Here is a 23443-nt window from a genome sequence, read left to right on the forward strand (position 1 = left end):
TAAGCATACAATCAACACATACTGAATGGCAGTAGACAACAAACAAAAGTTCCAGTACCGCATCAACGAGGCTATCCGCGTAAAGGAAGTGCGCCTCGTCGGGGACAATGTAGAGCAGGGAGTATATACGATACAGCAAGCTCTCCGTATCGCTAACGACCAAGAGCTTGACCTCGTGGAGATCTCTCCCAATGTCAATCCTCCAGTATGTCGCGTCGTCGACTACCAGAAGTTCATCTTCCAGCTTAAGAAGAAGCAGAAGGAACAGAAGGCTAAGAGCGTCAAGGTCGTCGTCAAGGAGATCCGCTTCGGACCTCAGACCGATGACCACGACTACAACTTCAAGCTCAAGCACGCTAAGGGCTTCCTCAGCGAAGGCTCGAAGGTTAAGGCTTACGTCTTCTTCCGTGGTCGATCCATCCTCTTCAAGGATCAGGGTGAAGTGCTCCTCCTGCGCTTCGCTAATGACCTCGAAGACTACGGTCGCGTAGAGAGTATGCCCGTCCTCGAAGGGAAGCGCATGACCATCATGCTCGCCCCTAAGAAGGCCACTCCTGCCCCCAAGAAGGGCGCTAAGGAAGAGGCTGCAGACGCCTCCGACGAAGACTAATCAACGTATCCCCCATCCCAGCACCTCGCGCATAGGCTGCGTCAGTGGAGCTGGGTCAATGAATAACTTATATAAACAAGAAAGAAAATGCCTAAGCTGAAGACAAACTCCAGTGCTAAGAAGCGTTTCGCGCTCACTGGCTCTGGTAAGATCAAGCGCAAACATGCCTTCAAGAGTCACATCCTCACGAAGAAGACGAAGAAGCAGAAGCGTAACCTCACCTACTTCACCACTGTGGACAAGGTAGACGTACGCGAAGTCAAGGAACTTCTCCGCCTCCGCTAAACGGCAAGTTAGCACAACGATTATTTCAGTAACAGAGAGGTAAGCCAATCAAGTATCTGCTCTCCGCTCTCTCGGGAGAGAGGCAGATCGCTACCAATCACAAAGAAGAAACATCATGCCAAGATCAGTCAATCATGTAGCTTCTCGCGCTAAGCGCAAGCGCATCCTTAAGCTCACGCGTGGGTACTATGGTGCTCGCAAGAACGTCTGGACCGTAGCCAAGAATACTTGGGAAAAGGGTCTGACCTACGCCTTCCGCGATCGTAAGAACAAGAAGCGTAACTTCCGTGCTCTGTGGATCCAGCGTATCAACGCTGCTGCTCGTCTAGAGGGTCTCTCTTACTCTCGCCTGATGGGCGCTCTCCACGCTCAGGGTATCGAGATCAACCGCAAGGTCCTCGCTGACCTCGCTGTCAACCATCCCGAAGCCTTCAAGGCTATCGTCGCTAAGGTAAAGTAAGCCTTAGGACATATTCCACAAGGATAGAGGTCCTGCTCTTTAAGTTCCGCTTAAGAGTAGGACCTCTCTGTATAATATAAGGACAATGCCTATGAAAACAATAACTACTTTCTATAACTCCTTTACCTTAGGTGGAAAGATTACAATGTGGGTTTGGGGAATAGGTTCCCTCGCTCTATTTATAGCTGATCTCTCGGTATGGACAGTAATCTTATCCCTTATAGGACTGTTCTTTTTCTTTTCTTTTGCGGTTGCACTCAGGAGGCTGCACGCTGATGAGATGGAGAAAAAACTGCGTATGTCTCTTTCTCTTGATCCCTTTAAACAAGTACTCTATGAGAACCTTCTCTCTGGTCGGTTGCTATCCTTAGAAGAACTGGATCAGTGGGGGCAGAGGCAAGAAAAGGAGCAAAGGCTTTTAGCGGCTATCGCCTTTGAAGAAGCCTTATTTCATGTGAAGACGCACCCTGAGGAGCTTCTTATCTTGGATCAAAGTATTGAATCTTACCTTGGTGCTCTCGCATTACCTTCAAAAGCAATCTACTCACTTCCACAGTATGAAGACTTTCTTAAGCTCTTAGTCTTTCGTTATATGAAGATGGGGCGGTTGCCATCAAGGGTGGATTCTAAGCGAGGGAGTGGTGCTCTTAATCTTCAGCGTAATGAAGAGGTCTTATGGAGCTTCCCAAATGTCGAGTATAGTGAGGAACGTATTGAACGGGAGTATCATAGTGGACATAGAGGACAAAGTGTACGCATAGCTAAAGGACTGACCTTGCATAGTGGAAGCTCGCGTGGTAAGGTCATTTCTAAAACAGTGAAGAAGCCTCTGGCGACTGGAACTGTTGTAGTTACAACGAAGTCTTTCTACTTTCAGTCGGCAACGAAGGCTATACGTATCCCTCATGAAAAGGTTATTTCCTATGCTCCTCAAGGAGATAGCTTAGTTGTTAATAAGGATGGGACATCTCCTAAGCCAATCTATTTTAGAGGGCTGGATGGCTATTTCCTCCGTGATTTGATCCAGCATGTGCCAGGATATCTAGCGAGGAAGGAATGCCCTTTAGCTCTGTCTCCAGAGACAGAGCAAGATGATTAGCCCTTCTCCTGTATCGCTCTGAGCTAAGCTCTTTTGTCACAGCCTTAGTGGAGTCTTGCGAGTCACTCGTGAGGCTCCACTAAGGCTGTGTCGTGTCGGGGGAGATGGCGTCAGCGGTGAGTGGAATGGGTGTGCTTTTACAGGGCGATGGGAGCGGAGGAGGGCGTCGGCTCCCTCATCGGCCAGTCGTCTGCGTGATTTTCTATCCGTATCTTTGTTGAGCTAATGAATGCGGAACATTCTCCCACTTAGCTTGTTGTAGTTTCACAAGTCTAATAATTCTTATCCATCCGAATATATGCCCACCGAGATTACGAAAGAAGCCGCGCTGCGCTACCACGAAGAGGGACGCCCCGGCAAGATCGCTATCGTCCCTACCAAGCCGCACAGCTCGGCCTATGACCTCTCTCTGGCTTACTCCCCTGGGGTAGCTGAGCCTTGCTTGGCTATCGCCGAAGACGCCAGCGCTGCCTATCGCTATACGGCGAAGGGTAACCTCGTCGGTGTCATCTCTAACGGGACTGCCGTCCTCGGACTGGGCAATATCGGTGCCGACGCCAGCAAGCCCGTTATGGAGGGTAAGGCACTGCTCTTCAAGATTTATTCGGGTGTAGACGCCTTCGATATCGAGGTGGATGCCACTGAGCCCGAGGCGTTCATCGCTGCGGTCAAGGCTATCGCTCCCACCTTCGGTGCTATCAACCTCGAGGATATCAAGGCGCCTGAGTGCTTTGAGATCGAGCGCCGTCTGAAGGCTGAGCTCTCTATCCCCGTGATGCACGACGACCAGCACGGTACGGCTATCATCTCGGGTGCAGGCCTGCTGAATGCGCTGGAGCTCGTCGGCAAGCCCATAGAAGACGTGCGTATCGTCGTCAGCGGTGCTGGTGCTGCCGCCATCGCTTGCGCTAAGCTCTACTGCGATCTGGGTGCCAAGCACGAGAACATCGTGATGACCGACTCGAAGGGCGTCATCACGGTCGACCGCACCGACCTGAATGATATGAAGCGTGAGTTCGCTACCACACGCACTGAGCTCCGTACGCTCGCCGATGCGATGCGTGGGGCTGACGTACTCGTCGGGCTCTCCAAGGGCGGTATGGTCTCGCAGGAGATGGTGCGCTCGATGGCTGCACGCCCTATTATCTTCGCGCTGGCGAACCCCACGCCTGAGATCTCCTACGAGGAGGCGAAGGCTGCTAACCCCGAGGTGCTGATGAGCACGGGGCGCACCGACTACCCCAATCAGATCAACAATGTGCTGGCCTTCCCCTACATCTTCCGTGGGGCACTCGACACGCACGCTACGGCTATCAACGGCGCTATGGAGCTGGCCGCTACGCGCGCTATCGCTGCGCTGGCTAAGCAGCCCGTGCCCGACTATGTGAACGAAGCCTACGGGACGACGGGCCTCACTTTCGGTCCAGACTACTTCATCCCGAAGCCCGTCGACCGTCGTCTCATCGTCGAGGTCTCTACGGCTGTGGCTCGCGCCGCTATCGAGAGTGGGGTAGCGCGCCACACGATCACCGACTGGGACGCTTACGCGGAGCACCTCACCTCGCTTCTCGACTAAGGCGCCAGCATATATAAGGATACAAAAGATCCCGCCCCGACTTCTCCCATCAAGAGAAGTCGGGGCGGGATCTTTATTGCTGTAAGGGCGAAGGGGTGCGCTTAGGCTTCCTTCACACGACCTACGTACGAGCCATCACGCGTGTCGATGGTGATGAGTTCGCCTTCGTTGATGAAGAGGGGTACGCGTACCTCTGCACCCGTCTCGACGGTAGCGGGCTTGAGGGTGTTGGTAGCGGTGTCACCCTTGAGGCCGGGCTCGGTGTAGGTGACGCGCAGGTCGACGTGAGCGGGGAGCTCGCACGTCAGCACCGTCTCGGAGGCTGCATGCACCATTGCTTCGACGATATCGCCTTCCTTGAGGAACTGGACGCCATCGATGACAGCTTCGGGGATGGAGATCTGCTCGAAGGTCTCAGGGTGCATGAAGTTCAGGCCCATCTCGTCCTTGTAGAGGTACTGATAGGGACGACGCTCGATGCGTACTTCTTCGACCTTCACCCCGCTATTCCATGTCTTATCGAGCACGCGACCCGTAGCGACGTTCTTGAGCTTTGAGCGAACGAAAGCGGGACCCTTACCGGGCTTGACGTGGAGGAATTCGACGATGAAGTAGTACTGCCCGTCGATGTCGAGGCACATACCATTACGGAAGTCTGCTGTAGTAGCCATATAAATATTGATTAGAGATTGTTTTTGCTTGAGTACAAAAATAGGAAAATATGGGGAGATGCCTGGGGCTAAAGGCCGTACTTCTGGTGCAGCGCATCGAAGCGTGCCAGAGCGGCCTCCCCGTGCTTGCTGAATCCGCTACGTACGCGCTCCAGCGCCTTGCGCTGCCCCAGCTTGGTCTTGGAGTAGAACTTATCCGCGTAGCAGATCAGCTCCTCCTCGGGGCACTGTGGGGTGTAGATGCCTGGGGGGAGGGGAATGGCGCGTGCAGTGATCTCCTCGGCAGTAAGGCCGCTACCCGTGTGGCGCTCAGCGACCCAAGCGTGACGAGGCAGACCCAGCGAGCGCAGGAGCTCGGCGCCGAGGTAGCCGTGTAGGATGTAGGGAGCTTCGCCTGTGCAGAAGATCTCGGGCGCACTCGTCTGATAGATCCCGATGTCGTGGAGCATTGCCGCCTCAGCGACGAACTCACGGTCGAGCCCCATCTCGGGGTGCGCATCGACGAGCTCGAGGGCCAGGCCCGTGACGTCCTCGGCGTGCTGGCGCAGTACGCGCTCGATGTCGCTACCCTCGGGGTAGTAGCGATGGATGATGGCGAGGGTGTCTATCATTTGCTTGCGGGGGCTACTTCTGCGGGAGCTTCGGTGTCGGTGGCCTTGCTGTCGCCGCCTCCGAAGAGGAGGGACTTAGCATGGCGAATATCCTCTACCGACTGCATGAGGCGGGGGTAGAGGTAGGAGGACTGGCGCGTTGTCGGGGGCGTGGAGCTGCTGGCGTTGTACTGCTCCATGGGGAAGATGCCCTCGAAGAGCAGGCAGGCGTAGCCCATGAGGTAGACCCCAACGAGAAGGCCCAGCACGAGGCCGACGATGCGGTCAATGACGGAGAGGAACGTGCCCTTGGTGAGCGAGCTGAACCAGTTCCCCACGAGGCGGATACCGATATATATGAGGGCGAAGGCGATGAGGGGGACGATGAAGCCCCAGCCCCCGATGCTCTGCCCGTCACCTCCGCCCAGCACACTCTCGACCCAAGGGGCCAAGCGCCACGCTTCGCGGAAGGCGATGATGAGTGCAGCTATCTGGATGACGCGGCGTACAGCGCCACCGAAGAGTCCCCCGAGGGCGAAGAGCAGGACGACTGCCCCCAGGAAGAGATCAAGTTGATTCATATCTTGCTTCTGTCTTTTCCTGCAAATGTACTGCATCCCGCCCTATTCCCTCCCACAGGCTTTTCTCCTCGCTTCTGAGTAGGCTTTGTGTGTAGTCTACCCTTGAGCCTACATAGAGGGGTGGTATGAACCTATATTGGTCGCTGAGCTGACCTATATAGGTTGACGCCCCGACCAATATAGGTCACGATGACGACCTATATAGGTTCGCCCGCTGACCAATATAGGTCGCTCTCCCGACCTCAGGGTTGACGCATCATACACAGTTGGAATTCACCAGAGCTCAAGGGTGAATAACTGCATCGGGATGAGCTGCACTCGCGGTATTCTACGCGGGAGGAGAAAATCAACCAGTACTGGTCGCCGATGTGACCAGTACTGATCAGTGATAGTAACCAGTACTGGTCGAAGGCGCGACCAGTACTGCTCCGATCGGTGACCAGTACTGGTTCGTTTTAGCTCCCCTTGCGAGAGGTTTTTGTAAGTTCTCTTGAGGGGAAGGTGTCTTGCTGTATAATAGGTTGTTGCTTCTCTGTGTGAGGCGGTGCTATTTGGCTGGCACTTGAGGGGCGGTGTACGGGCTTCGGTTGCGGGAAGCTACTCCCTCCACTTTTATAGGATTAGTTGTATATCTTTGTGGGCGCACGGACAGCTCCCCCTCCAGCGGAGGGGATGTCCGCTTCAGCTCTAGTAAAGTCGTGTACCTGCCCATCAGAAATCTGGATGCTGACGACTGCGCTCTCTACTCACATGGTGATAACTTAACATGGTAAAAATATGAATGTACGATCTCTACTTTTTGGTCTTATGATGCTCGTCTGGGGGAATAGCCTCCAGGGGCAAGAAGTCTCACGAGGTCGCCTCGGGATATTGCTCGGGGGGATGAATGGCGTGAGCTATGATTATGCGCTGACCAACCATCTTGAGCTTGGGGGAAGAGCCGCCTTCGGACTCGGTCTTGGCTATGGTGGCTCATCGAAGTCCTTCCAATTTGATGGCTTGACTCCGCTGCTTGAGCTGGCTCCACGTTATTATTTCTCTCGACAGGAAGGAGATCGACTCTTTTACAAAGGAGGGTATCTTTCTCTTCGTCTGGGAGCTCAGATTGACGACTGGACGCTCTTCCCCAGCAAGGCCGTCCGAGAGAGTAATGTGAAGTCTCATTACACGTTGGGGATGGCTCCGACCTTCGGCTGGAGCTTCCCTTTGAGTGAGAAGAGCGCCCTGCGTCTGGGATTTGGTTTCCTCTTCTATCGCTCTAAGCATAGCTATGCGGGAGACTCCTATTATGCGGGACAGTCCTATTGGGAGAAGACGCATCGTCTTAGTGATGCTCCCTTCCTGCTGGATATAGCCTACAGCATAGCCTTATAGGCGAATCTTACCTCAAGTGTGGGGCAGTATTCAGAGATTTGAATACTGCCCCACACTCTTTTTATTCGCCAGCTATTTTATTTATTCGCGCTGGCGGGTGGCTTGCCTCGGGTGCTTTTTATTTTTGCTCGTCTGCTTCGTGTGGGGTAATCCGTGTGGGGTGGGGAGTGTACCAATCGGGGGCGGTCGTCCGTTCATCTATTGGCTTGTGCCCTGAACTCTATGGGTTCAGCGTCAGAGCACTATGGGGCGGTGACGCATCCGCATAGTGCTTCGCACCCGCTCGGTGCGCCTCTTCTTCCCCCATTCTTCTCATTCGATTTGTGCCAAATTCGCCCATTTACTCCACCCCTCTTTGGGTGTGGTGACAGGGAACTGTGATAATTCGGAATGAAGTGTGAATGTGTGAAAAAATGATATTGCGTATCTTTGCACCCAATTTGGTATGACTCCTGAGCTGTCCATCCTCTTGGAAGTAGCTCACTCCCAATGAAATTTTATCAGAACGTTCAGCAAATGATCAGACGAATAGCCCTCCTACTCGTCCTCGCCTTCGTGGGTGCGACTGAGGGATTACATGCACAGCGCTTCGCCGTGAGCGCCAACCTCCCCGCCCTACTTACGGGGACCATCAGTGTGGAGCCGTCGGTGGCGCTCGGTGACCGCACCTCGCTCCAGCTCTCCTTCTCGGCTCGTCCAGGCCTCTTCAAGCTCCCCATGCCCGTCGGGCTTATCAATACCCTCTACGGTCATCTGGGTAATGTCGGCTTCAGCGAGCGCCTGAAGTGGGGCTCGGTAGAGCACGCCGAGATGGCGGCCTTCAGCCCAGCCCTGCGCTATTGGACGAAGGGCGTCTACAACCGTGGCTTCTTCGTCTCGGGGCATGCTCTCGGGATGGTCTACCGCTTTGGCGGGGGCAGTCTCTCCAGGACGTACTCTGAGGGCTTCCTCGTCGGTGCTGGGGGCTCTGTCGGCTACTGCTATGAGCTCGCGCCCCACTGGAACCTCGAGGCAGAGGTCGGTCTGGCTGGTGTATGGACTCGCTACGATGAGCGCTACAGCGCTAAGCAGGTGCGTACGGCAGATAAGAGTCGCGTCCTGGTCCTGCCCTCACGTATCGGCCTGAGCCTGGCCTATGTCTTCTAACGCAATCTCCAGATAGATGAATCGAACGAAAATATATACCCTTGCCTCCGTCCTCTTGGCGGGGCTCGTCCTCGGCTCGTGTGCTCAGCCGCTGACGAAGAAAGTTTACTTCACCTCGGCACGCCCCCATGCCTACCTGCCTACCGACAAGGAGGAGAAGGCCGGCCGCACAGGTATGCTCTCCGAGATCGTCACCTATTCGCAGAAGGCCGACACGATACGCCGTGCCACCAAGGGCGATGAGAAGCCCAAGGACGACGGCATCAAGACGCAGGTCATCGAGGCGGTGACCGTCACCGCTGAGCGCCCCCGTGTGAAGATCTCCACCCTGCGTAAGGGTCGTATCAACCTCACCTTCCTCGTCACCGTGCCTCGTGCGCTGATGGACGAGCGCTATCAGGTCGTCCTCTCCCCGCGCCTCCTCACCGAGGACACGACGATGACGCTGCCCCCTGTCGTACTGAAGGGGCGTGAATTTAAGGCGGCTCAGGACAAGGAGCAGAAGGCTCTGCAGGTCTTCCAAGAGAGCATCGTCGATCCCTCGAAGTATGATAGCGTCTTCTTCAATCGCAAGGCCCATCGCTCATTCATGGGGCGTCTGCAGCAGGACTACTATTCGGCTTACCGTCGTCAGTTCTCCCTGCAGCTGGCTTATGAGCGCTGGCGCCGTATCATGGAGGAGCGCTACCTCAATGCCAATGCCGCTCGTGCAGGGGCTTATGACACCAAGTACCACGCGAAGGCCCTCGATATGCTCGGGGCGGCCTACCGCGACGAACTCTCAGGTCGCGACAGCGTCGGCCAGCGTAAGGGCTTCGATATGCTCTATAGTCCCGAGCGCCGTGCCGCCTATCTGGCACGTGGCGAGCGTCAGCTCGACAGCACGAACGTCCCTGGGAAGTTCCGTATGCTCTTCGAGCGTGGCTGGACGATGGACTCCATTGAGAATAAGTCCTTCACCGAGAAGGACTCCCTTGAGGTAGCCCAGCATACGTACAACTTCCGTGCTATCGCTCACAACGAGAGCCGTCGCACGAACGCCGATACCTACCGTCGCCACATCGTCCACTTCCCCCTCATCGAGGAGACGCAGTATGAAGCTGGCGTCACCCCTGACAAGGACTTCGTCTATCTCTATAGCCGTGACCTCGAGGTGACCCCACAGATGAAGAAGCGTATGAAGGTCATCGTCGACTCGCGTATCTCGGCTATCGACCAGAGCACGTGGATGCAGCGTGGTGTCGATACCCTGACCTTCGTCATCTCGGGGATCAATGACCTCGTCGATGCTACCCTCATCGATCGCCTCAACGAGAAGCCCGAGGCGGCTGCCGAGTACAAGCTCGGTCTGGAGCGTATGGCCGCCCGTGACTACCGTGGTGCCCTCGAGTACCTCCGTAAGTACCCCGACTATAATGGCGCACTGGCGCTGGCTGGTATGGAGGAAGATGAGCGTGCCCTGATGGTGCTCAATCAGCTCGGTGCCAACGGCAAGGTCGAGTACCTCAAGGCGATCTGTCTCACCCGTCTCTCACGTCACGAAGAGGCGAAGGCTGCCCTCCTGCGCGCAGTGAAGCTCCAGAGCTTCCTCGTCTACAAGGCGGAGACTGAGGCGGCATTGGCTCCGCTGATGACGGATCCCGCCTTCGTCCGAGAGCTCAAGAGTGGAGCCGAAGAGCTGGACGAATAAGCCGCGCCCTTCCACTCCCATAAGACTACGACGAAGCACCATGCACCCCTCCCGGCTGCATGGTGCTTCGTCGTATAGGGGGAGAGATACGTGGGAGTTCACTACTTTTGCAGGCAATGAAGAAGCTAAAGGTCACGGAGATGGAGCGCCTCACGACAGAGGCCTTCCGTCGTGAAACGAAGCTCCCTATCGTCGTCGTCCTTGATGATGTGCGGAGCATGAATAATGTCGGGTCGGTCTTCCGCACCGCTGATGCCTTCCGTCTGGAGGGGCTCGTCCTCTGCGGGATCACGGCTCGTCCTCCCCATCCCGATATTCACAAGACTGCCCTCGGTGCTGAGGATTCGGTCGCTTGGACTTATGCTGCCGACAGCGTCGAGGCGGTCCGCGAGCTTCGTGCTGCGGGCTACGAAGTCCTGGCGCTGGAGCAGGCTCACGACAGCGTGTCGCTGGAGACCTTCGCCCCACAGCCTGGGGTGCACTATGCCCTTGTCTTAGGTAATGAGGTGCGCGGTGTGCGTGATGAGGTGATGGCTGAGGTCACGACCTCGCTGGAGATCCCCCAGCACGGCACGAAGCACTCCCTGAATGTCAGCGTCGCAGCAGGTATCGCCCTCTGGCAGCTCGCTGCACCTTTGCTCCCCACACTCAGCCGATGAGTCACGACGCTACGCCCCTTGTCGAGACGACCGAGGACGGAAGCCTCACGCTCTTTGCCCCGACCTTTGGCGAACACTATCATTCGACGCATGGCGCCGTGCAGGAGAGCCTACATATATATATAGGTATGGCGCTCGAGGAGCGTCTCCGTGCGGAGCGAGGTGCGACGGAGCCCCTCAGACTCTTCGAGGTGGGCTTCGGCACGGGGCTTAATGCGCTCCTCACTTGGCAGCGAGCCGAGGCAGAGCGCAGGCCCGTACATTACTATTCCATAGAGAAATATCCCGTCGGCTCCGAGGTCTACGAAGCCCTCCACTATGAGGGCGTGACGGGGCCACTGGATCCTGCCGAAGCTCTGCGTGCACTCCATGCCGCTCCGTGGGGCGAGGCAGTGGCGCTTAGTCCCTTCTTCACCATCGAGAAGCTCCACAGCGACCTCACCGAATGCACCTTCCCCGAGGGCCTGTCAGTCATCTATTACGATGCCTTCTCCCCCGATAGCCAGCCGGAGTTATGGGCAGAGGAGCTCTTCGCTCGTCTCTTCGCTGTCGCCCTCCCCGAAGCCGTACTCACGACCTACTGCGCCAAGGGCGAGGTACGCCGTCGTCTCCAGCGTGCGGGCTTCCTCGTCGATCGCCTCCCTGGTCCTCCTGGGAAGCGTGAGGTGCTACGTGCTCGTGTGCCGAGGTAGCCTCTTATATCCTTCTCTCTTACTATCCCTCCGCTTGTCCTGCGTATGTTCCTACTTATCTCCCCCGCCAAGACTTTTGCGACAAAGGCTAAAGTACCTCGTGACCTCACGATGACCTCGCCCCGCTTCCTCGAGGAGGCGCGCACGATCATGGCCTCTGTTCTTCGCCTCAGCCGTGAGGAGCTTGCCTCGATGCTCCAGCTCAGCCCCAAGCTCCGTGACGAGGTCTATGCCCGTCTGCGCACCTTCTTCGATCCCGAGGTCACAGAGATGCCCGCCGCGCTGAGCTATACGGGGATGGTCTTCCGTAAGCTCTCGCCCTCTACGTTCACAGCGGAGGACTGGGCTTATGCGGCCGAGCATCTACACATTACCTCCTTCGTCTACGGGCTGCTCTCGCCCGAAACGGCTATTCGCTACGACCGTATGGAGGGTGCGGTACAGCTACCCGATCTCTTCGATGGGCGGCTCTTCGACTACTGGCGTGACCGCCTGACGCCCTACCTCATCGAGGCGGTGAAGCGTGCTGGCGGTACGCTCCTCTTCCTGGCGAGTGACGAGATGCGTGGGCTCTTCCACTGGGCGGAGGTCGAGCGTGCCGTGCGTGTCATCACGCCGTCCTTCCTCGTGCGCCAGCCTACGGGACGCCTCAAGCAAATCGTCGTCTACACGAAGATGGCGCGTGGGGCGATGGCGGGCGAAGTCATTCGTCAGCGCCTCGAGGATGAGGAAGCCCTGCGTATGCTCACTCCCGAGGGCTTCGTCTTCGCTCCCGAGGAGTCGACCGATCGCGACTGGACATTTGTCTTAGGCTAAGCCCTTCGCCTCGCATATCCATAGGAGAAATAAAAAGCACCCAGCAGGTAGCCACGATGAGGCCTATCTGCTGGGTGCTTTTATTTATGCCTGTCGGGTGTGTGTCGAGCTATATTAGGATGGCGAAGAAAGCTATATAGCATTGTGAAGTGACCTATATTGGGTTGTTGCTCCGCGTAGGGATAAAAGTTGTGGACGCGTGGCAGATAAGTTTGGGCTACGTGCGTGGACGATAAATCTACGTACGTGGATATTTGGATTTACATGCCTGGTCTTTAAGACTACGTGCATAGACAGATGAAAAGCACTACGTGAAGGCGCTTTTTCCTTCACGGGAACAGCACTTTTCTCTCCGCTGGATAAGGAATACTCGCGATAAGGAGAAGGGCTTATGTATCACTTCGGAGAGGCATATCGGGGAGCTGGGCGTGCGATGCCTTAGCACCCTAAGTAGAGGGCAGGACTCGCGGCAACAGTCTCAAGTGGCTCGAAGGGCCGAACTAAGGGCGCGAAGAAGGGGGCGGTTGATGCGATCAGCCGACTTCGCTTCGTGCGAAAGTGAGCTGCCGAGAGGGGGGTGTTCTCTGTCGTTTGTCTTGATTTGTAGGTGCGATATGGGGATAGGGTAGCGCTTATCCTGTCAATATCACACACCGAAGTGGCAGGGAAGGAGGGTGCGAGTGCGCATCATTAAGTATTTTATTAAGCTATCTTCTAATGCTTTATCTGAGGCACTTCCGAAGGGGTAAATAAAAGCTAAGCGAAGGGCTTGCTATTCATCTTTTTATTGATAACTTTGCTACGAGCAGAGGCGATGATCGCAGCGTGCAGGTCGCCAGCTGCTCGCATATAGATGCTCCTATAAATATTCATCCACAAATATCTGCTCTTATGAAGAAGCACAATTTCTCGGCTGGGCCATCGATCCTCGACGAGAGCGTAATCAGAGATGCTGCTGGTGCAGTCCTTAACTACCAGGGCACTGGCCTCTCTATCCTCGAAGTTTCTCACCGTGCTAAGGAATTCTCTGCAACGATGGAGGAAGCACGTAACCTCATGAAGGAACTGCTCGATGTACCCGAGGGGTACGAAGTGCTCTTCCTCGGTGGTGGTGCCAGCCTGCAGTTTGCACAGGTTCCTATGAACCTCCTCAAGAAGAAGGCTGCCTACGTCGATTCAGGTACGTGGGCAAATAAGGCTGCTAAGGAAGCTAAGGCCTTTGGGGAAGTTGTCACCTTCTCTTCTAAGGACGACAACTACATCTGGTATCCAAAGCCATGGGAAAAGAACGAAGTGCCCGAAGATGTTGACTACCTCCACATCACGAGTAATAACACGGTCTATGGTACCGAACTTCGCTACGATCCAGATGTAAAGGTCCGTCTCGTAGGGGATATGTCTTCTGACATCTTCACCCGCCCTGTCGATGTATCTAAGTACGACCTCATCTATGGCGGTGCTCAGAAGAACATCGCTCCAGCGGGGGCTACCTTCGTCATCGTACGTCGCGACGCTGTCGGTCACATCGAAGACAACCGCATCATCCCCACCATGCTGAAGTATGATGTACACTTCAAGGACTCTATGTACAACACGCCTCCTGTCTTCCCCGTCTATGTAGCTCTGCAGACGATGAAGTGGTACAAGGAACTCGGTGGTGTCAAGGTCCTCGAGCAGATGAACCTCGAAAAGGCTGGCATGCTCTACGATGAAATTGACCGCAACCGCCTCTTCCGCGGTACCGTCAATGCCGAAGACCGCTCGATCATGAACGTATGCTTCGTCCTCAACGACGAGTACAAGGAGCTCGAACAGGAATTCTACGACTTCGCTGTCTCTCGCGGTGCATACAGCTTCAAGGGTCACCGCTCTGTAGGTGGCTTCCGTGCTTCTCTCTACAACGCTCTGCCTAAGAGCAGCGTCCAGTTCCTCATCGACCTGATGAAGGAATTCGAACGTAAGCACTAAGCTTCCCTCTCGCTTTAAGAAGATAAACGTAACGGCACAGACCACCCCCGACCCTCATCGCTGTGGGCGAAGAGTGGTCTGTGCCGTCGCTTATCTCTACCCCATCTCACACGCTTCAAATACACATCTATACATCATGTCAAAGGTTCTTATTGCCACCGAAAAACCCTTCGCTGCTCCCGCAGTAGCTGGTATCAAGCAAATCCTCACCGAAGCTGGCTTCGAAGTAGTCCTCCTCGAAAAGTACACGACTAAGGCCGAGCTCCTCGCAGCTGTCGCCGACGTCGAAGCAATCATCATCCGTAGCGACATCATAGATGCCGAGGTCTTCGACGCTGCTAAGCAGCTCAAGATCGTCGTCCGCGCTGGTGCTGGCTACGACAACGTAGACCTCGAGTCCGCTACCGCTCACGGCGTATGCGTGATGAACACTCCTGGACAGAACGCTAACGCTGTCGCTGAGCTCGTCTTCGCTATGCTCCTCTTCGGCGTACGCAACCGCTTCAACGGCACCTCTGGTACTGAGCTCAAGGACAAGAAGCTTGGTCTCCTCGCTTACGGTAACACGGGCCGCAACGTAGCTCGCATCGCTAAGGGCTTCGGCATGGATATCTATGCTTACGACCCCTTCACGCCTGCCGAAGTCATCGAGAAGGAAGGTGTACACGCTGTCGCCAGCCAGAAGGAGCTCTTCTCTACCTGCGACATCGTCTCCCTCCACATCCCCGCTACACCTGAGACTAAGGGCTCTATCGGCCGCGAACTCGTGAGCCTCATGCCTAAGAAGGGTATCCTCGTGAATACCGCTCGTAAGGAAGTCATCAACGAACCCGAGCTCATCGCCCTCCTCAAGGAACGCGAAGACCTCCGCTACTTCGCTGATATCCGTCCAGGCGCTCACGAAGAATTCGAAGCTGCTGCTGGCGAGCGCTACTTCTCGACCCCCAAGAAGATGGGTGCTCAGACGTCTGAAGCCAACACCAACGCTGGTCTGGCTGCTGCTCGTCAGATCGTCGGCTTCATCAAGGAAGGCAACGAACGCTTCCGTCTGAATAAGTAGTCCGACTACCTTACGTCACTATCTTCCCACCTTAGATAAGACTTACCTCCATGGCTATCATCAAACCTTTCCGTGGTATCCGTCCTCCACAGGACCTTGTAGAGCGTGTAGCTTCTCGTCCATACGACGTACTCAACAGCGAAGAAGCCCGTGCTGAGGCTGAAGGCAATGAGATGTCTCTCTATCATATCATCCGCCCCGAGATTGACTTCCCCGTGGGCACCGATGAGCACGAAGAGAAGGTCTACCAGAAGGCTGCTGAGAACTTCCGCCTCTTCCGTGAGAAGGGCTGGCTCGTACAGGACGCTAAGGAGAACTACTACGTCTATGCCCAGACGATGAATGGCAAGACGCAGTACGGTCTCGTCGTCTGCGCCGCTGTAGAAGACTATATGAACGGTGTCATCAAGAAGCACGAGCTTACCCGCCGCGACAAGGAAGAAGACCGCATGAAGCATGTCCGCGTGAACAACGCTAACATCGAGCCCGTCTTCTTCGCCTATCCCGCGAAGGATGAGATCAATAAGATCGTCGCTAAGTACACCAAGGAAACGCCCGTCTACAGCTTCATCGCTCCTCTCGATGGCTTCGGTCACGAGTTCTGGATCATCGATGATGCTGCCGACATCCAGCGCATCACGGAGCTCTTCGCCGAGATGCCCGCTCTCTACATCGCTGACGGCCACCACCGCTCTGCGGCTGCTGCCCTCGTAGGTGATGAGAAGCGTAAGCAGAACCCCAACCACACGGGTAACGAAGAGTACAACTACTTCATGGCTGTGTGCTTCCCCGATGACCAGCTGACGATCATCGACTACAACCGCGTAGTCAAGGACCTCAATGGCCTGACGAAGGAAGAACTCCTCCAGAAGCTGGAGAAGAACTTCATCGTCGAGGACAAGGGTACGGAAATCTACACGCCTAAGGGGCTGCACAACTTCTCCCTCTACCTCGGGGATCACTGGTATTCACTCACGGCTAAGCCCGGTACGTACGATGACAACGACCCCATCGGCGTGCTTGACGTGACGATCTCTTCTAACCTCATCCTCGATGAGATCCTCGGCATCAAGGACCTCCGCTCTGACAAGCGTATTGACTTCGTCGGCGGTATCCGTGGCCTTGGCGAGCTGAAGAAGCGCGTCGATAGCGGTGAGATGAAGTTTGCTCTCGCACTCTACCCTGTCTCTATGAAGCAGCTGATCGATATCGCTGACTCGGGCAATATCATGCCTCCTAAGACGACGTGGTTCGAGCCTAAGCTCCGCTCAGGCCTCATCATCCACGAGCTCGTCTAAGAGACTGCCCCTCCCTTTCGCACCAGCCCCCGAAGCCTTCCCTCCTGGGAGTTCTTCGGGGGCTATTGCTTTCCCTCCTTCTACCACACCAAAACACATCCATCATGAGCTACACATTACCCCTTGGTGCGCCCATACGGCGTGCCCTTTCCTTGTCCCTCTCCCTTCTGCTTCTCGCTGCCTGTAGCGCCCGAGATAATGGCTTGCCTCTGCCTAATCCCCAGCCTAAAGAAGGCTCGTCGACCCTGCACCTCTCGGTACGTGCACCACGGAGCATTGCCCTGCGCGGACTTGACGAAGAGGATCCGATGCTCCAGATCTCCACGCTTCACTTTGCCTTCTATTCGGAGGCGACTCAGCTCTCCACTCAGCTTCGTGAGGTCAAGGTTACCTCTACCGAGCAGCTGAAGGACATCAATCTCTCTCTGCCCGAGGGGGCTTATAAGCTCGTCGTCGTGGCGAATGCCACCCGCCCGCTGCTGGAGCAGATAGCTATCGGCCGTCCGCTGAGCGCCGTCACGGGCTACATGACCCTCTTTGTAGATGGGCTCTCTACTGCTTCGGGCTCTAAGCTCACCGTCTCCCAGCTCAATGAGCAGGGGGCGATCTCGGTGCCTGCCTCCGCCTTCGGAGCGTCGACCCCTCAGCTGCAGGTGACTCTGGAGCCAGCTCTCGCACGCGTCTTCGTCTATGGTGAGCCCGAGCTCCCCTCGGGTGTCACACGGGGGAGTGCTCCTGCGGACTATCTGGTGACGGGTGTCACGCGCTATACGGCACCACTCCGTCCGCTGGGACTTCTGCGCTCGGGCGTCAAGGAGACGGCGGGCGATGGCTCGGCTGCTGCAGACCGCTATCCCTCGAGTTACCTCTATGAGAAGTGGTCGACCGCAGCCCCGACGAACTTCGGCGAGTACCTCGCTCACTATACTCAGGATATGGTGCTCGGGAAGACCGCGGTGGTGCTCCCACGTGCTGCCTTCCTCGCGAATGAAGCTGCCTTCGATGCGGCACGTAAGAGTCAGCCTTATTACATCCGCGAGACGACCGTGCCTCCTACGGCCTACCTCGTCGGAGGTGTCCCCACGGTCATCCTGCGCTTCCCCTATATCCCTGCGGGGCTTAGCCTGCAGGGCGATGAAGGCTGGTTCAGCTTCGATGGCTTGTACTATGCAGAGCATGAGCTACGCCAAATCATCAAGACGGGGAAGGCGGATAATGCACGTCTCCAGCAGGCTGTCCAAGAGGCTGCGCTGACGGAGGGCTCGCTGTCTGCACCCTTTGAGTCTCATGGGATTAGCTTCCATCATCGTGGCTACTGCTACTATACGATCCCCATCCGCCACTTCGATGATAGCGAAGCTCCCGAGAAGACAGCGCATGGGCGCTACGGGCTGGTGCGTGGCAATGAGTACCGCATCCACCTGACACGCATCCTGCGCCCTGGCTCAGCACTGCCCCCTGACCTGTCGAAGGATCAGCGCCCCCTGACTGAGGAGCGCGACCTGCGCTCGGTCGTGCATGTGAGGCCAGTCGTCACCCGTTCGCATGAGGCGCATCTGTAGCTGCCCATATTCATCCGAGTAAAGTATAAGCCCCGCACTCAGCATCAGCTGTGGTGCGGGGCTTCGCTCTATGAGTGGTGGGGATGAACCAGATGATGAGTGTGGACGTTATAGATAGAAAGCGGCCTCAGCTCGGAAGGAGGAAGAGCTGAGGCCGTACAATCCATGTGTATTTGTCAGGCGCTGGTCCGGTGAGGTGACCGTTAGATTTGAGGCACGATAAGATTGCTTCGAATTGGTATAACAAAGGTGTGAAGTTTCTTGCGCAAAAACAAGCAATTTCGCGCCGCCGAAAAACTTTAATCTCCCTTTACAAGTGTCCCCACGGATAACCAGAAAAAGGCGGGTTTAATAGTAAAAAGGATGGGGTATCTCCATCCTTTTTTACGCTTTGCATCAGCGAGATAGGGCGATGTTTTGCTCGGAAAATACTAAAATATTTAGCGAAGGGTGTCCCAGCTTCATCGAATGGATGGAGTTGGGCTTTTCTATTGTGAAGGGATGGGAGCTCCTTGGAGTCCCCCCTTCTCACTCGTGCTTTTCTAAGGGTAAATAGCCCTTGTTTTCGGGGCTCTATGCGATGGAGGTATATGCCTTTGTGCAGGGGAGTAGGAGTAACCTATATTGGTCAGCGGGTGAACCTATATAGGTCCGCGCGCGAAGCAATATAGCTTACTATTGGTGACCTATATAGGTTCGCTCATCGACCAATATAGGTCGCACCACACCCTTCTCGAGGGGCGGTGTGACGCGTATGTGTGTGGGGGGGGATTGTGCGTGGCGCTTTGCGCTGGTAGGCTGGGCGCAGAGCTGGTGGTGTTCTCGGGGGAGAGGATTGGGGGCGTGGCTATTTCTTCAGCCCCTTGATGCGGGAGGGATTCTGTTTGACGAAGTCTGCCCAGTTCTTCGTGGCGCCTGCAGAGGCGGAGCGTAGGGGAGAGGAGGTGAGGAAGTGGTGGCAGAGAGCGGCTGCGAGGCCGTCGGTGGCGTCAAGTTCGCGGGGCATCTGATCCTGAGGGATCTTCAGGTAGCGCTGTACCATGCCCGCGACTTGCTCCTTGGAGGCAGCGCCGTTCCCTGTGATGGCCTGCTTGATACGCATAGGGACGTATTCGGTGATGGGGATATCGCGCGTGAGGGCTGCCGCCATCGCCACACCTTGGGCGCGGCCGAGCTTGAGCATACTCTGGACGTTCTTCCCGAAGAAGGGGGCTTCGATAGCCAGCTCGTCAGGGTGGAATTCATCGATGAGGCCCTGCACCCGCTCGAAGATGCGCTTGAGGCGTAGGTAATGGTCCTCGTACTTGCTGAGGCTGATGACCCCGAGAGCCAAAAGACGTGCCTCCTGCCCACGGACCTCGATGAGGCCGTAGCCCATGACGATGGTCCCGGGGTCGATGCCCATGATGATGCGCTCTGACATAGCTACTCCTTATATAAGGTATAGTTCGGTGGCAGGTGATTAGTCGACCACATGCATGATCGTGCTGAAGCCTAAGACCGCTTCGCCGAACTGCTTGGTGAGGAGATCGGCCAGGCGGAGCCCCGTATTCGAGAGGATGTCCTGCAGGTGTACCTCTCCCTCGGCGTAGAAGTGCAGGGCATAGGAGAGTGCCTCGGGGTGCTCTTCGTGGGGTACGATGCGGTGCAGGCGGGGGTGCTGTACGAGGCTATCAGCATGGAGTGCAGGGAGGTAAACCTCGCGCATGAACGCCAGGAAAGCCTGCTGAGTCTGAGGGGCAAGGACGAAGGTCGTATTGTATAGGATCATCGGGATCGTTGTGGGGAAAGAGGGTGGTGAGTGCGAGATTTTTTTTTCGCTCTCTTATTGGGGCAAAGATACTTTGAAATAAAATATTTACTACCTTTGCACCGACAATGAAGATCAAGCGGATCTCGTCACACTTATATATTATATGGGGTATTAGCTCATCTGGCTAGAGCGCGACACTGGCAGTGTCGAGGTGAGCGGTTCGAGTCCGCTATACTCCACGCAGCTCTGAGGGTGCTTCACAGCCCCTTGTCTGTATAATACTGCGAAGGCGCACAGGAGGTTGCCTAATGAGAAAAAGGCCCTCAACGACGCTTGTCAGCGGGTGGATAACGGAAGAAATCCCCTGCGATCACGGTAGCTCAGACGTCTTGGTTTATTGCCGAAACGGATTGTTGCCGTATATTTGCAGTGTTATTCATTACGAATTCGAAATCAATAACTAATTAACGTAAGAAAGAAAGATGAAGAAGTTTTTCGCATTCGCATTTGTAGCTGTAGCAGCTGCTTTTGCTTCATGTGCAGGTAACAACGAGCAGAACGCTCAGGACTCTACGGCTATGGACAGCGCTACGATGGTTGAAAGCGTAGTTTCTACGGTTGACAGCGCTGCTGGCGTTGCTGGCGCAGCTATCGACTCAGCTGCTTCTGCAGCTAAGGCTGCTGTTGACTCTATGGCTAAGTAAGCATAGGTCCGACCTACTGATTAGCCACGGGCACGATGTCTCCCTCGGAGATGTCGTGCCCGTGCGCCATTATAGGGGCCGAGGTGCCCTGCCTCTGGGTGGTCTTCGCCCTTTAGGCTATGGGCAAGATGCCGTATCTTTGTATAGCTAATAGGATAGATATGATCACAGTAGAGCGCTACCACGATATCAGTATGGGCCACCGTGTCGTCGGGCACGAGAGCAAGTGCCGTCATCTGCACGGGCACAACTATCGCATCCACTTCATCTGCACGGCTCCCGAGCTGGATGGGGTAGGGCGCGTCATTGACTTCTCCGAGATCAAGGAGCGTCTGTGTCAGTGGCTTGAGGAGAATTGGGACCACAAGATGGTGCTTTGGGCTGAAGACCCACTGCTCCCCGAGCTACGCCGTCTGGTACCTGAGGATCTGTGCGTCGTCCCCTTCAATCCTACGGCTGAGCAGATCGCCATGCACCTGGTCTCCGTCGTCGGGCCTCAGCAGCTCGAGGGGACAGGGATTACACTCGAGGCATGCCGCGTCGAGGAGACCCGTAAGTGCTCCGCTTCCTATCAGCTTTAGTGCCCCAGAGAAGCCGGGACATTGACTATCTTTGTAGATAGGATCGACTACTACTCACACTATAACTAAGCAATGATGAACATCCGTACGTTAGCTTTACTTGCTATGGCGACCACCACCCTCGCGGTGACTGAGCTTCCCGCGCAGGAGCAGCACCGTAGCCCCACCCTCGAAGAATATACGCTCGGCTCGCCCAAGGCGCTCCGTCGTACCTCACTCCGCTCCCTTCGCTGGCTCGGTAGCGACTATGTGTACATCGATAGCACGCGCCTCATGATCGGCACGCCGACAGCCGCTCACCCAGAGAAGACCCTGCTGAGTCAGGATGAGTTCCTCGCGATCATCGGCGAGGCAACAAAGGGCGCGGGGGCTAAGTACTTCACGCCCTTCTCCGTCGTAGATGAGGGGCTCCTTATCCCCTTCGGCAAGAAGCATTACCTCATCGATCCACAGACGAAGAAGCAGCTCGCAGCCTTTGAGCGCGCTGGCCGTGCTGAGCAGGCCTTCGCTCTGGCTCCTCGTGCTAAGCACGCTGTGGCTGTACGAGACAACAACCTCTTCCTCCTCCTCCCCGATGGCTCGTCGAAGCAGCTGACGACCGATGGCACGCCCACACTCGTCTACGGGCAGAGCGTGCATCAGAATGAGTTCGGGATCAATGGCGGGCTCTTCTGGAGCCCCGACGGGAGCCGCTTGGCCTTCTATCGCATGGACCAGAGCATGGTGACTCCTTATCCCCTCGTTCATATCAATACCCGCAAGGCTACCGAGGAGAAGCTCTATTACCCCATGGCTGGTATGCCCAGCCACCACGTGACCCTCGGGATCTATGACGTGGCTTCGGGGAAGACCACTTACATCAAGACGGGTGAGCCTAAGGAGAAGTACCTGACGAATATCTCTTGGGCTCCCGACAGTAAGACGGTCTATATCGCAGAGGTCAACCGTGAGCAGAATCACATGGACCTCAAGGCCTACGACCCTGCTACGGGTGACTACATCAAGACCCTCTTCTCGGAGCACAACGATAAGTACATCGAGCCCCAGTGGCCCATGCGCTTCATCCCTGGGCGTGATAAGGAGTTCGTCTGGCAGACGCGCCGTGACGGCTACACGCACCTCTATCGCTACAATGTCGATGGGAAGCTCCTCGGGCAGATCACCCGTGGCGAGTGGGAGATCACTGACTTCCTCGGCTTCGCTGACGGCGGTAAGACCATCGTCTACAGCTCCACGCAGCTGAGCCCCATTGACCGTGTCATCGCCTCGGTCAGCATCGACGGTCGCAAGATGCGCATCCTCACCCCACAGGCTGGCTGGCACGTCGGTCAGCTCTCTTCGGATGGGAAGTACCTCCTCGATACGTATGAGTCGCTGAAGAACCCCACGGAGAACCGCCTCCTCTCTGTCGCTACGGGCAAGCCTATCGCTACCCTCTACCAGTCGAAGGATCCCGAAGCTGGCTTCATCAATCCTGAGATCACATTCGGTACGATCAAGGCTGCTGACGGCGTGACGGACCTCCACTACCGCCTCCTCAAGCCTACGAACTTCGACCCTGCGAAGAAGTATCCCACGATCGTCTACGTCTACAATGGCCCTCACGCTCAGCTCGTGCAGAACCGCTTCCACGCAGGTTGCCTCGGCTGGGACCTCTATATGGCTACCAAGGGCTTCGTCATCTTCACCGTTGACGGCCGAGGCTCAGCCCACCGTGGGGCAGCCTTCGAGCAGGTCATCCACCGCCACCTCGGGAAGAATGAGATGGCCGACCAGATGAAGGGCGTAGACTTCCTCAAGAGCCTGCCCTACGTCGATGCCGACCGCATCGGTGTGGCTGGCTGGAGCTATGGTGGCTTCATGACGACAAACCTCATGCTGACCTACCCCGATGTCTTCAAGGTAGGCTCTGCTGGTGGTGCCGTCACCGACTGGGCTCGCTACGAGATCATGTACGGGGAGCGCTATATGGATAGCCCGCAGGACAACCCCGAGGGCTACAAGGAGACGAACCTCTCCCTGCGTGCGGGCAACCTCAAGGGCCGCCTGCTCCTCATCCATGGTACCATTGACCCCACGGTCGTCTGGCAGCACACGCAGCTCTTCGTCGATGCCTGTGTCAAGGCTGGGACGTATCCAGACTACATGATTTACCCCGAACATAAGCACAACGTCCTCGGGGTCGATCGTGTCCACCTCAATTATACGATGGCGCGCTACTTCATGGATCACCTGTAGTCGTCCACTCGCCATCATCCTACTTATTAT

22 protein-coding genes, 1 tRNA gene and 1 pseudogene are annotated in these 23443 nt (G+C 56.0%); 19 read left to right on the top strand and 5 right to left on the bottom strand.

All coding sequences use genetic code 11. From position 1 onward, the window contains the following. Positions 1-25 precede the first annotated feature (25 nt). The 5 genes and pseudogenes from infC to HMPREF1323_RS03200 form a co-directional block, all read left to right on the top strand. Positions 26-610 (top strand): translation initiation factor IF-3, encoded by a 585-nt coding sequence (infC, locus tag HMPREF1323_RS03180; protein WP_009432823.1) that lies wholly within the window; start codon positions 26-28, stop codon positions 608-610. A gap of 87 nt (positions 611-697) precedes the next feature. Continuing rightward, positions 698-895 (top strand): 50S ribosomal protein L35, encoded by a 198-nt coding sequence (gene rpmI, locus HMPREF1323_RS03185; RefSeq protein WP_009432744.1) that lies wholly within the window; start codon positions 698-700, stop codon positions 893-895. Positions 896-1010: 115 nt separating this feature from the next. Continuing rightward, positions 1011-1355 (top strand): 50S ribosomal protein L20, encoded by a 345-nt coding sequence (gene rplT / locus HMPREF1323_RS03190; RefSeq protein ID WP_009432755.1) that lies wholly within the window; start codon positions 1011-1013, stop codon positions 1353-1355. A gap of 91 nt (positions 1356-1446) precedes the next feature. Next, positions 1447-2454, top strand: coding sequence for a hypothetical protein (locus HMPREF1323_RS03195; protein WP_156795188.1), 1008 nt, complete (start codon positions 1447-1449; stop codon positions 2452-2454). Positions 2455-2752: 298 nt separating this feature from the next. Beyond that, positions 2753-4024, top strand: a pseudogene (locus HMPREF1323_RS03200) (malic enzyme-like NAD(P)-binding protein); the annotation flags it as partial. Positions 4025-4131: 107 nt separating this feature from the next. On the opposite strand, the gene efp reads toward HMPREF1323_RS03200, so the two are convergent. The 3 genes from efp to HMPREF1323_RS03215 all read right to left on the bottom strand — a co-directional run bounded on the left by efp (position 4132) and on the right by HMPREF1323_RS03215 (position 5872). Beyond that, positions 4132-4701, bottom strand: coding sequence for an elongation factor P (gene efp, locus HMPREF1323_RS03205; RefSeq protein ID WP_009432739.1), 570 nt, complete (start codon positions 4699-4701; stop codon positions 4132-4134). Between the two features lie 68 nt (positions 4702-4769). Further along, on the bottom strand, positions 4770-5312 hold the full coding sequence (locus HMPREF1323_RS03210; protein ID WP_009432795.1) for an HD domain-containing protein: 543 nt from the start codon (positions 5310-5312) through the stop codon (positions 4770-4772). After that, entirely contained in the window at positions 5309-5872 is a 564-nt protein-coding gene (locus tag HMPREF1323_RS03215) for a CvpA family protein (RefSeq protein WP_009432729.1), read from the bottom strand. The genes HMPREF1323_RS03210 and HMPREF1323_RS03215 overlap by 4 nt, the downstream gene beginning before the upstream one ends. Positions 5873-6649: 777 nt before the next feature. On the opposite strand from HMPREF1323_RS03215, the gene HMPREF1323_RS03220 reads away from it, so the two are divergent. From HMPREF1323_RS03220 to HMPREF1323_RS03265, 10 genes are all read left to right on the top strand, one after another. Further along, complete coding sequence (locus tag HMPREF1323_RS03220) at positions 6650-7246, top strand: hypothetical protein (RefSeq protein ID WP_156795189.1); 597 nt, start codon at positions 6650-6652, stop codon at positions 7244-7246. Positions 7247-7762: 516 nt separating this feature from the next. Further along, positions 7763-8392, top strand: coding sequence for a DUF3575 domain-containing protein (locus tag HMPREF1323_RS08960; protein WP_009432816.1), 630 nt, complete (start codon positions 7763-7765; stop codon positions 8390-8392). A 16-nt stretch (positions 8393-8408) separates the two neighbouring features. Beyond that, entirely contained in the window at positions 8409-10082 is a 1674-nt protein-coding gene (locus HMPREF1323_RS03230; RefSeq protein ID WP_009432717.1) for a hypothetical protein, read from the top strand. A gap of 116 nt (positions 10083-10198) precedes the next feature. Beyond that, positions 10199-10741: an RNA methyltransferase gene (locus tag HMPREF1323_RS03235; RefSeq protein ID WP_009432702.1), complete on the top strand. Its 543-nt coding sequence runs from the start codon at positions 10199-10201 to the stop codon at positions 10739-10741. Then, on the top strand, positions 10738-11433 hold the full coding sequence (gene mnmD / locus HMPREF1323_RS03240) for a tRNA (5-methylaminomethyl-2-thiouridine)(34)-methyltransferase MnmD (protein WP_009432775.1): 696 nt from the start codon (positions 10738-10740) through the stop codon (positions 11431-11433). The genes HMPREF1323_RS03235 and mnmD overlap by 4 nt, the downstream gene beginning before the upstream one ends. 45 nt (positions 11434-11478) lie before the next feature. Further along, a complete protein-coding gene (locus HMPREF1323_RS03245; protein WP_009432820.1) occupies positions 11479-12249 on the top strand; it encodes a YaaA family protein in 771 nt (256 codons plus the stop codon). A gap of 891 nt (positions 12250-13140) precedes the next feature. Next, a complete protein-coding gene (gene serC, locus HMPREF1323_RS03250; RefSeq protein WP_009432793.1) occupies positions 13141-14217 on the top strand; it encodes a 3-phosphoserine/phosphohydroxythreonine transaminase in 1077 nt (358 codons plus the stop codon). 136 nt (positions 14218-14353) lie between these two features. Then, complete coding sequence (locus HMPREF1323_RS03255) at positions 14354-15277, top strand: NAD(P)-dependent oxidoreductase (RefSeq protein ID WP_009432685.1); 924 nt, start codon at positions 14354-14356, stop codon at positions 15275-15277. Positions 15278-15327: 50 nt separating this feature from the next. After that, positions 15328-16575, top strand: coding sequence for a DUF1015 domain-containing protein (locus HMPREF1323_RS03260; protein ID WP_009432714.1), 1248 nt, complete (start codon positions 15328-15330; stop codon positions 16573-16575). A 104-nt stretch (positions 16576-16679) separates the two neighbouring features. Further along, positions 16680-18137 (top strand): fimbria major subunit, encoded by a 1458-nt coding sequence (locus tag HMPREF1323_RS03265; protein ID WP_083845345.1) that lies wholly within the window; start codon positions 16680-16682, stop codon positions 18135-18137. Between the two features lie 847 nt (positions 18138-18984). Here HMPREF1323_RS03265 and ruvC read toward each other — a convergent pair. Beyond that, positions 18985-19560: a crossover junction endodeoxyribonuclease RuvC gene (ruvC, locus tag HMPREF1323_RS03270; RefSeq protein ID WP_009432818.1), complete on the bottom strand. Its 576-nt coding sequence runs from the start codon at positions 19558-19560 to the stop codon at positions 18985-18987. 39 nt (positions 19561-19599) lie between these two features. Beyond that, on the bottom strand, positions 19600-19908 hold the full coding sequence (locus HMPREF1323_RS03275) for a DUF4286 family protein (protein ID WP_009432713.1): 309 nt from the start codon (positions 19906-19908) through the stop codon (positions 19600-19602). Between the two features lie 147 nt (positions 19909-20055). Between HMPREF1323_RS03275 and HMPREF1323_RS03280 the strand changes: the two genes are divergently transcribed. From HMPREF1323_RS03280 to HMPREF1323_RS03295, 4 genes are all read left to right on the top strand, one after another. Next, a tRNA-Ala gene (locus tag HMPREF1323_RS03280) sits at positions 20056-20129 on the top strand. 243 nt (positions 20130-20372) lie between these two features. Further along, on the top strand, positions 20373-20594 hold the full coding sequence (locus tag HMPREF1323_RS03285; RefSeq protein ID WP_009432701.1) for a hypothetical protein: 222 nt from the start codon (positions 20373-20375) through the stop codon (positions 20592-20594). 161 nt (positions 20595-20755) lie between these two features. Beyond that, a complete protein-coding gene (locus HMPREF1323_RS03290) occupies positions 20756-21175 on the top strand; it encodes a 6-pyruvoyl trahydropterin synthase family protein (RefSeq protein WP_009432776.1) in 420 nt (139 codons plus the stop codon). A 75-nt stretch (positions 21176-21250) separates the two neighbouring features. Next, complete coding sequence (locus HMPREF1323_RS03295; protein ID WP_009432766.1) at positions 21251-23413, top strand: S9 family peptidase; 2163 nt, start codon at positions 21251-21253, stop codon at positions 23411-23413. Positions 23414-23443: the final 30 nt, after the last annotated feature.

The organism is Porphyromonas sp. oral taxon 279 str. F0450, assembly GCF_000292995.1.
Taxonomy (GTDB): Bacteria; Bacteroidota; Bacteroidia; order Bacteroidales; family Porphyromonadaceae; genus Porphyromonas; species Porphyromonas pasteri.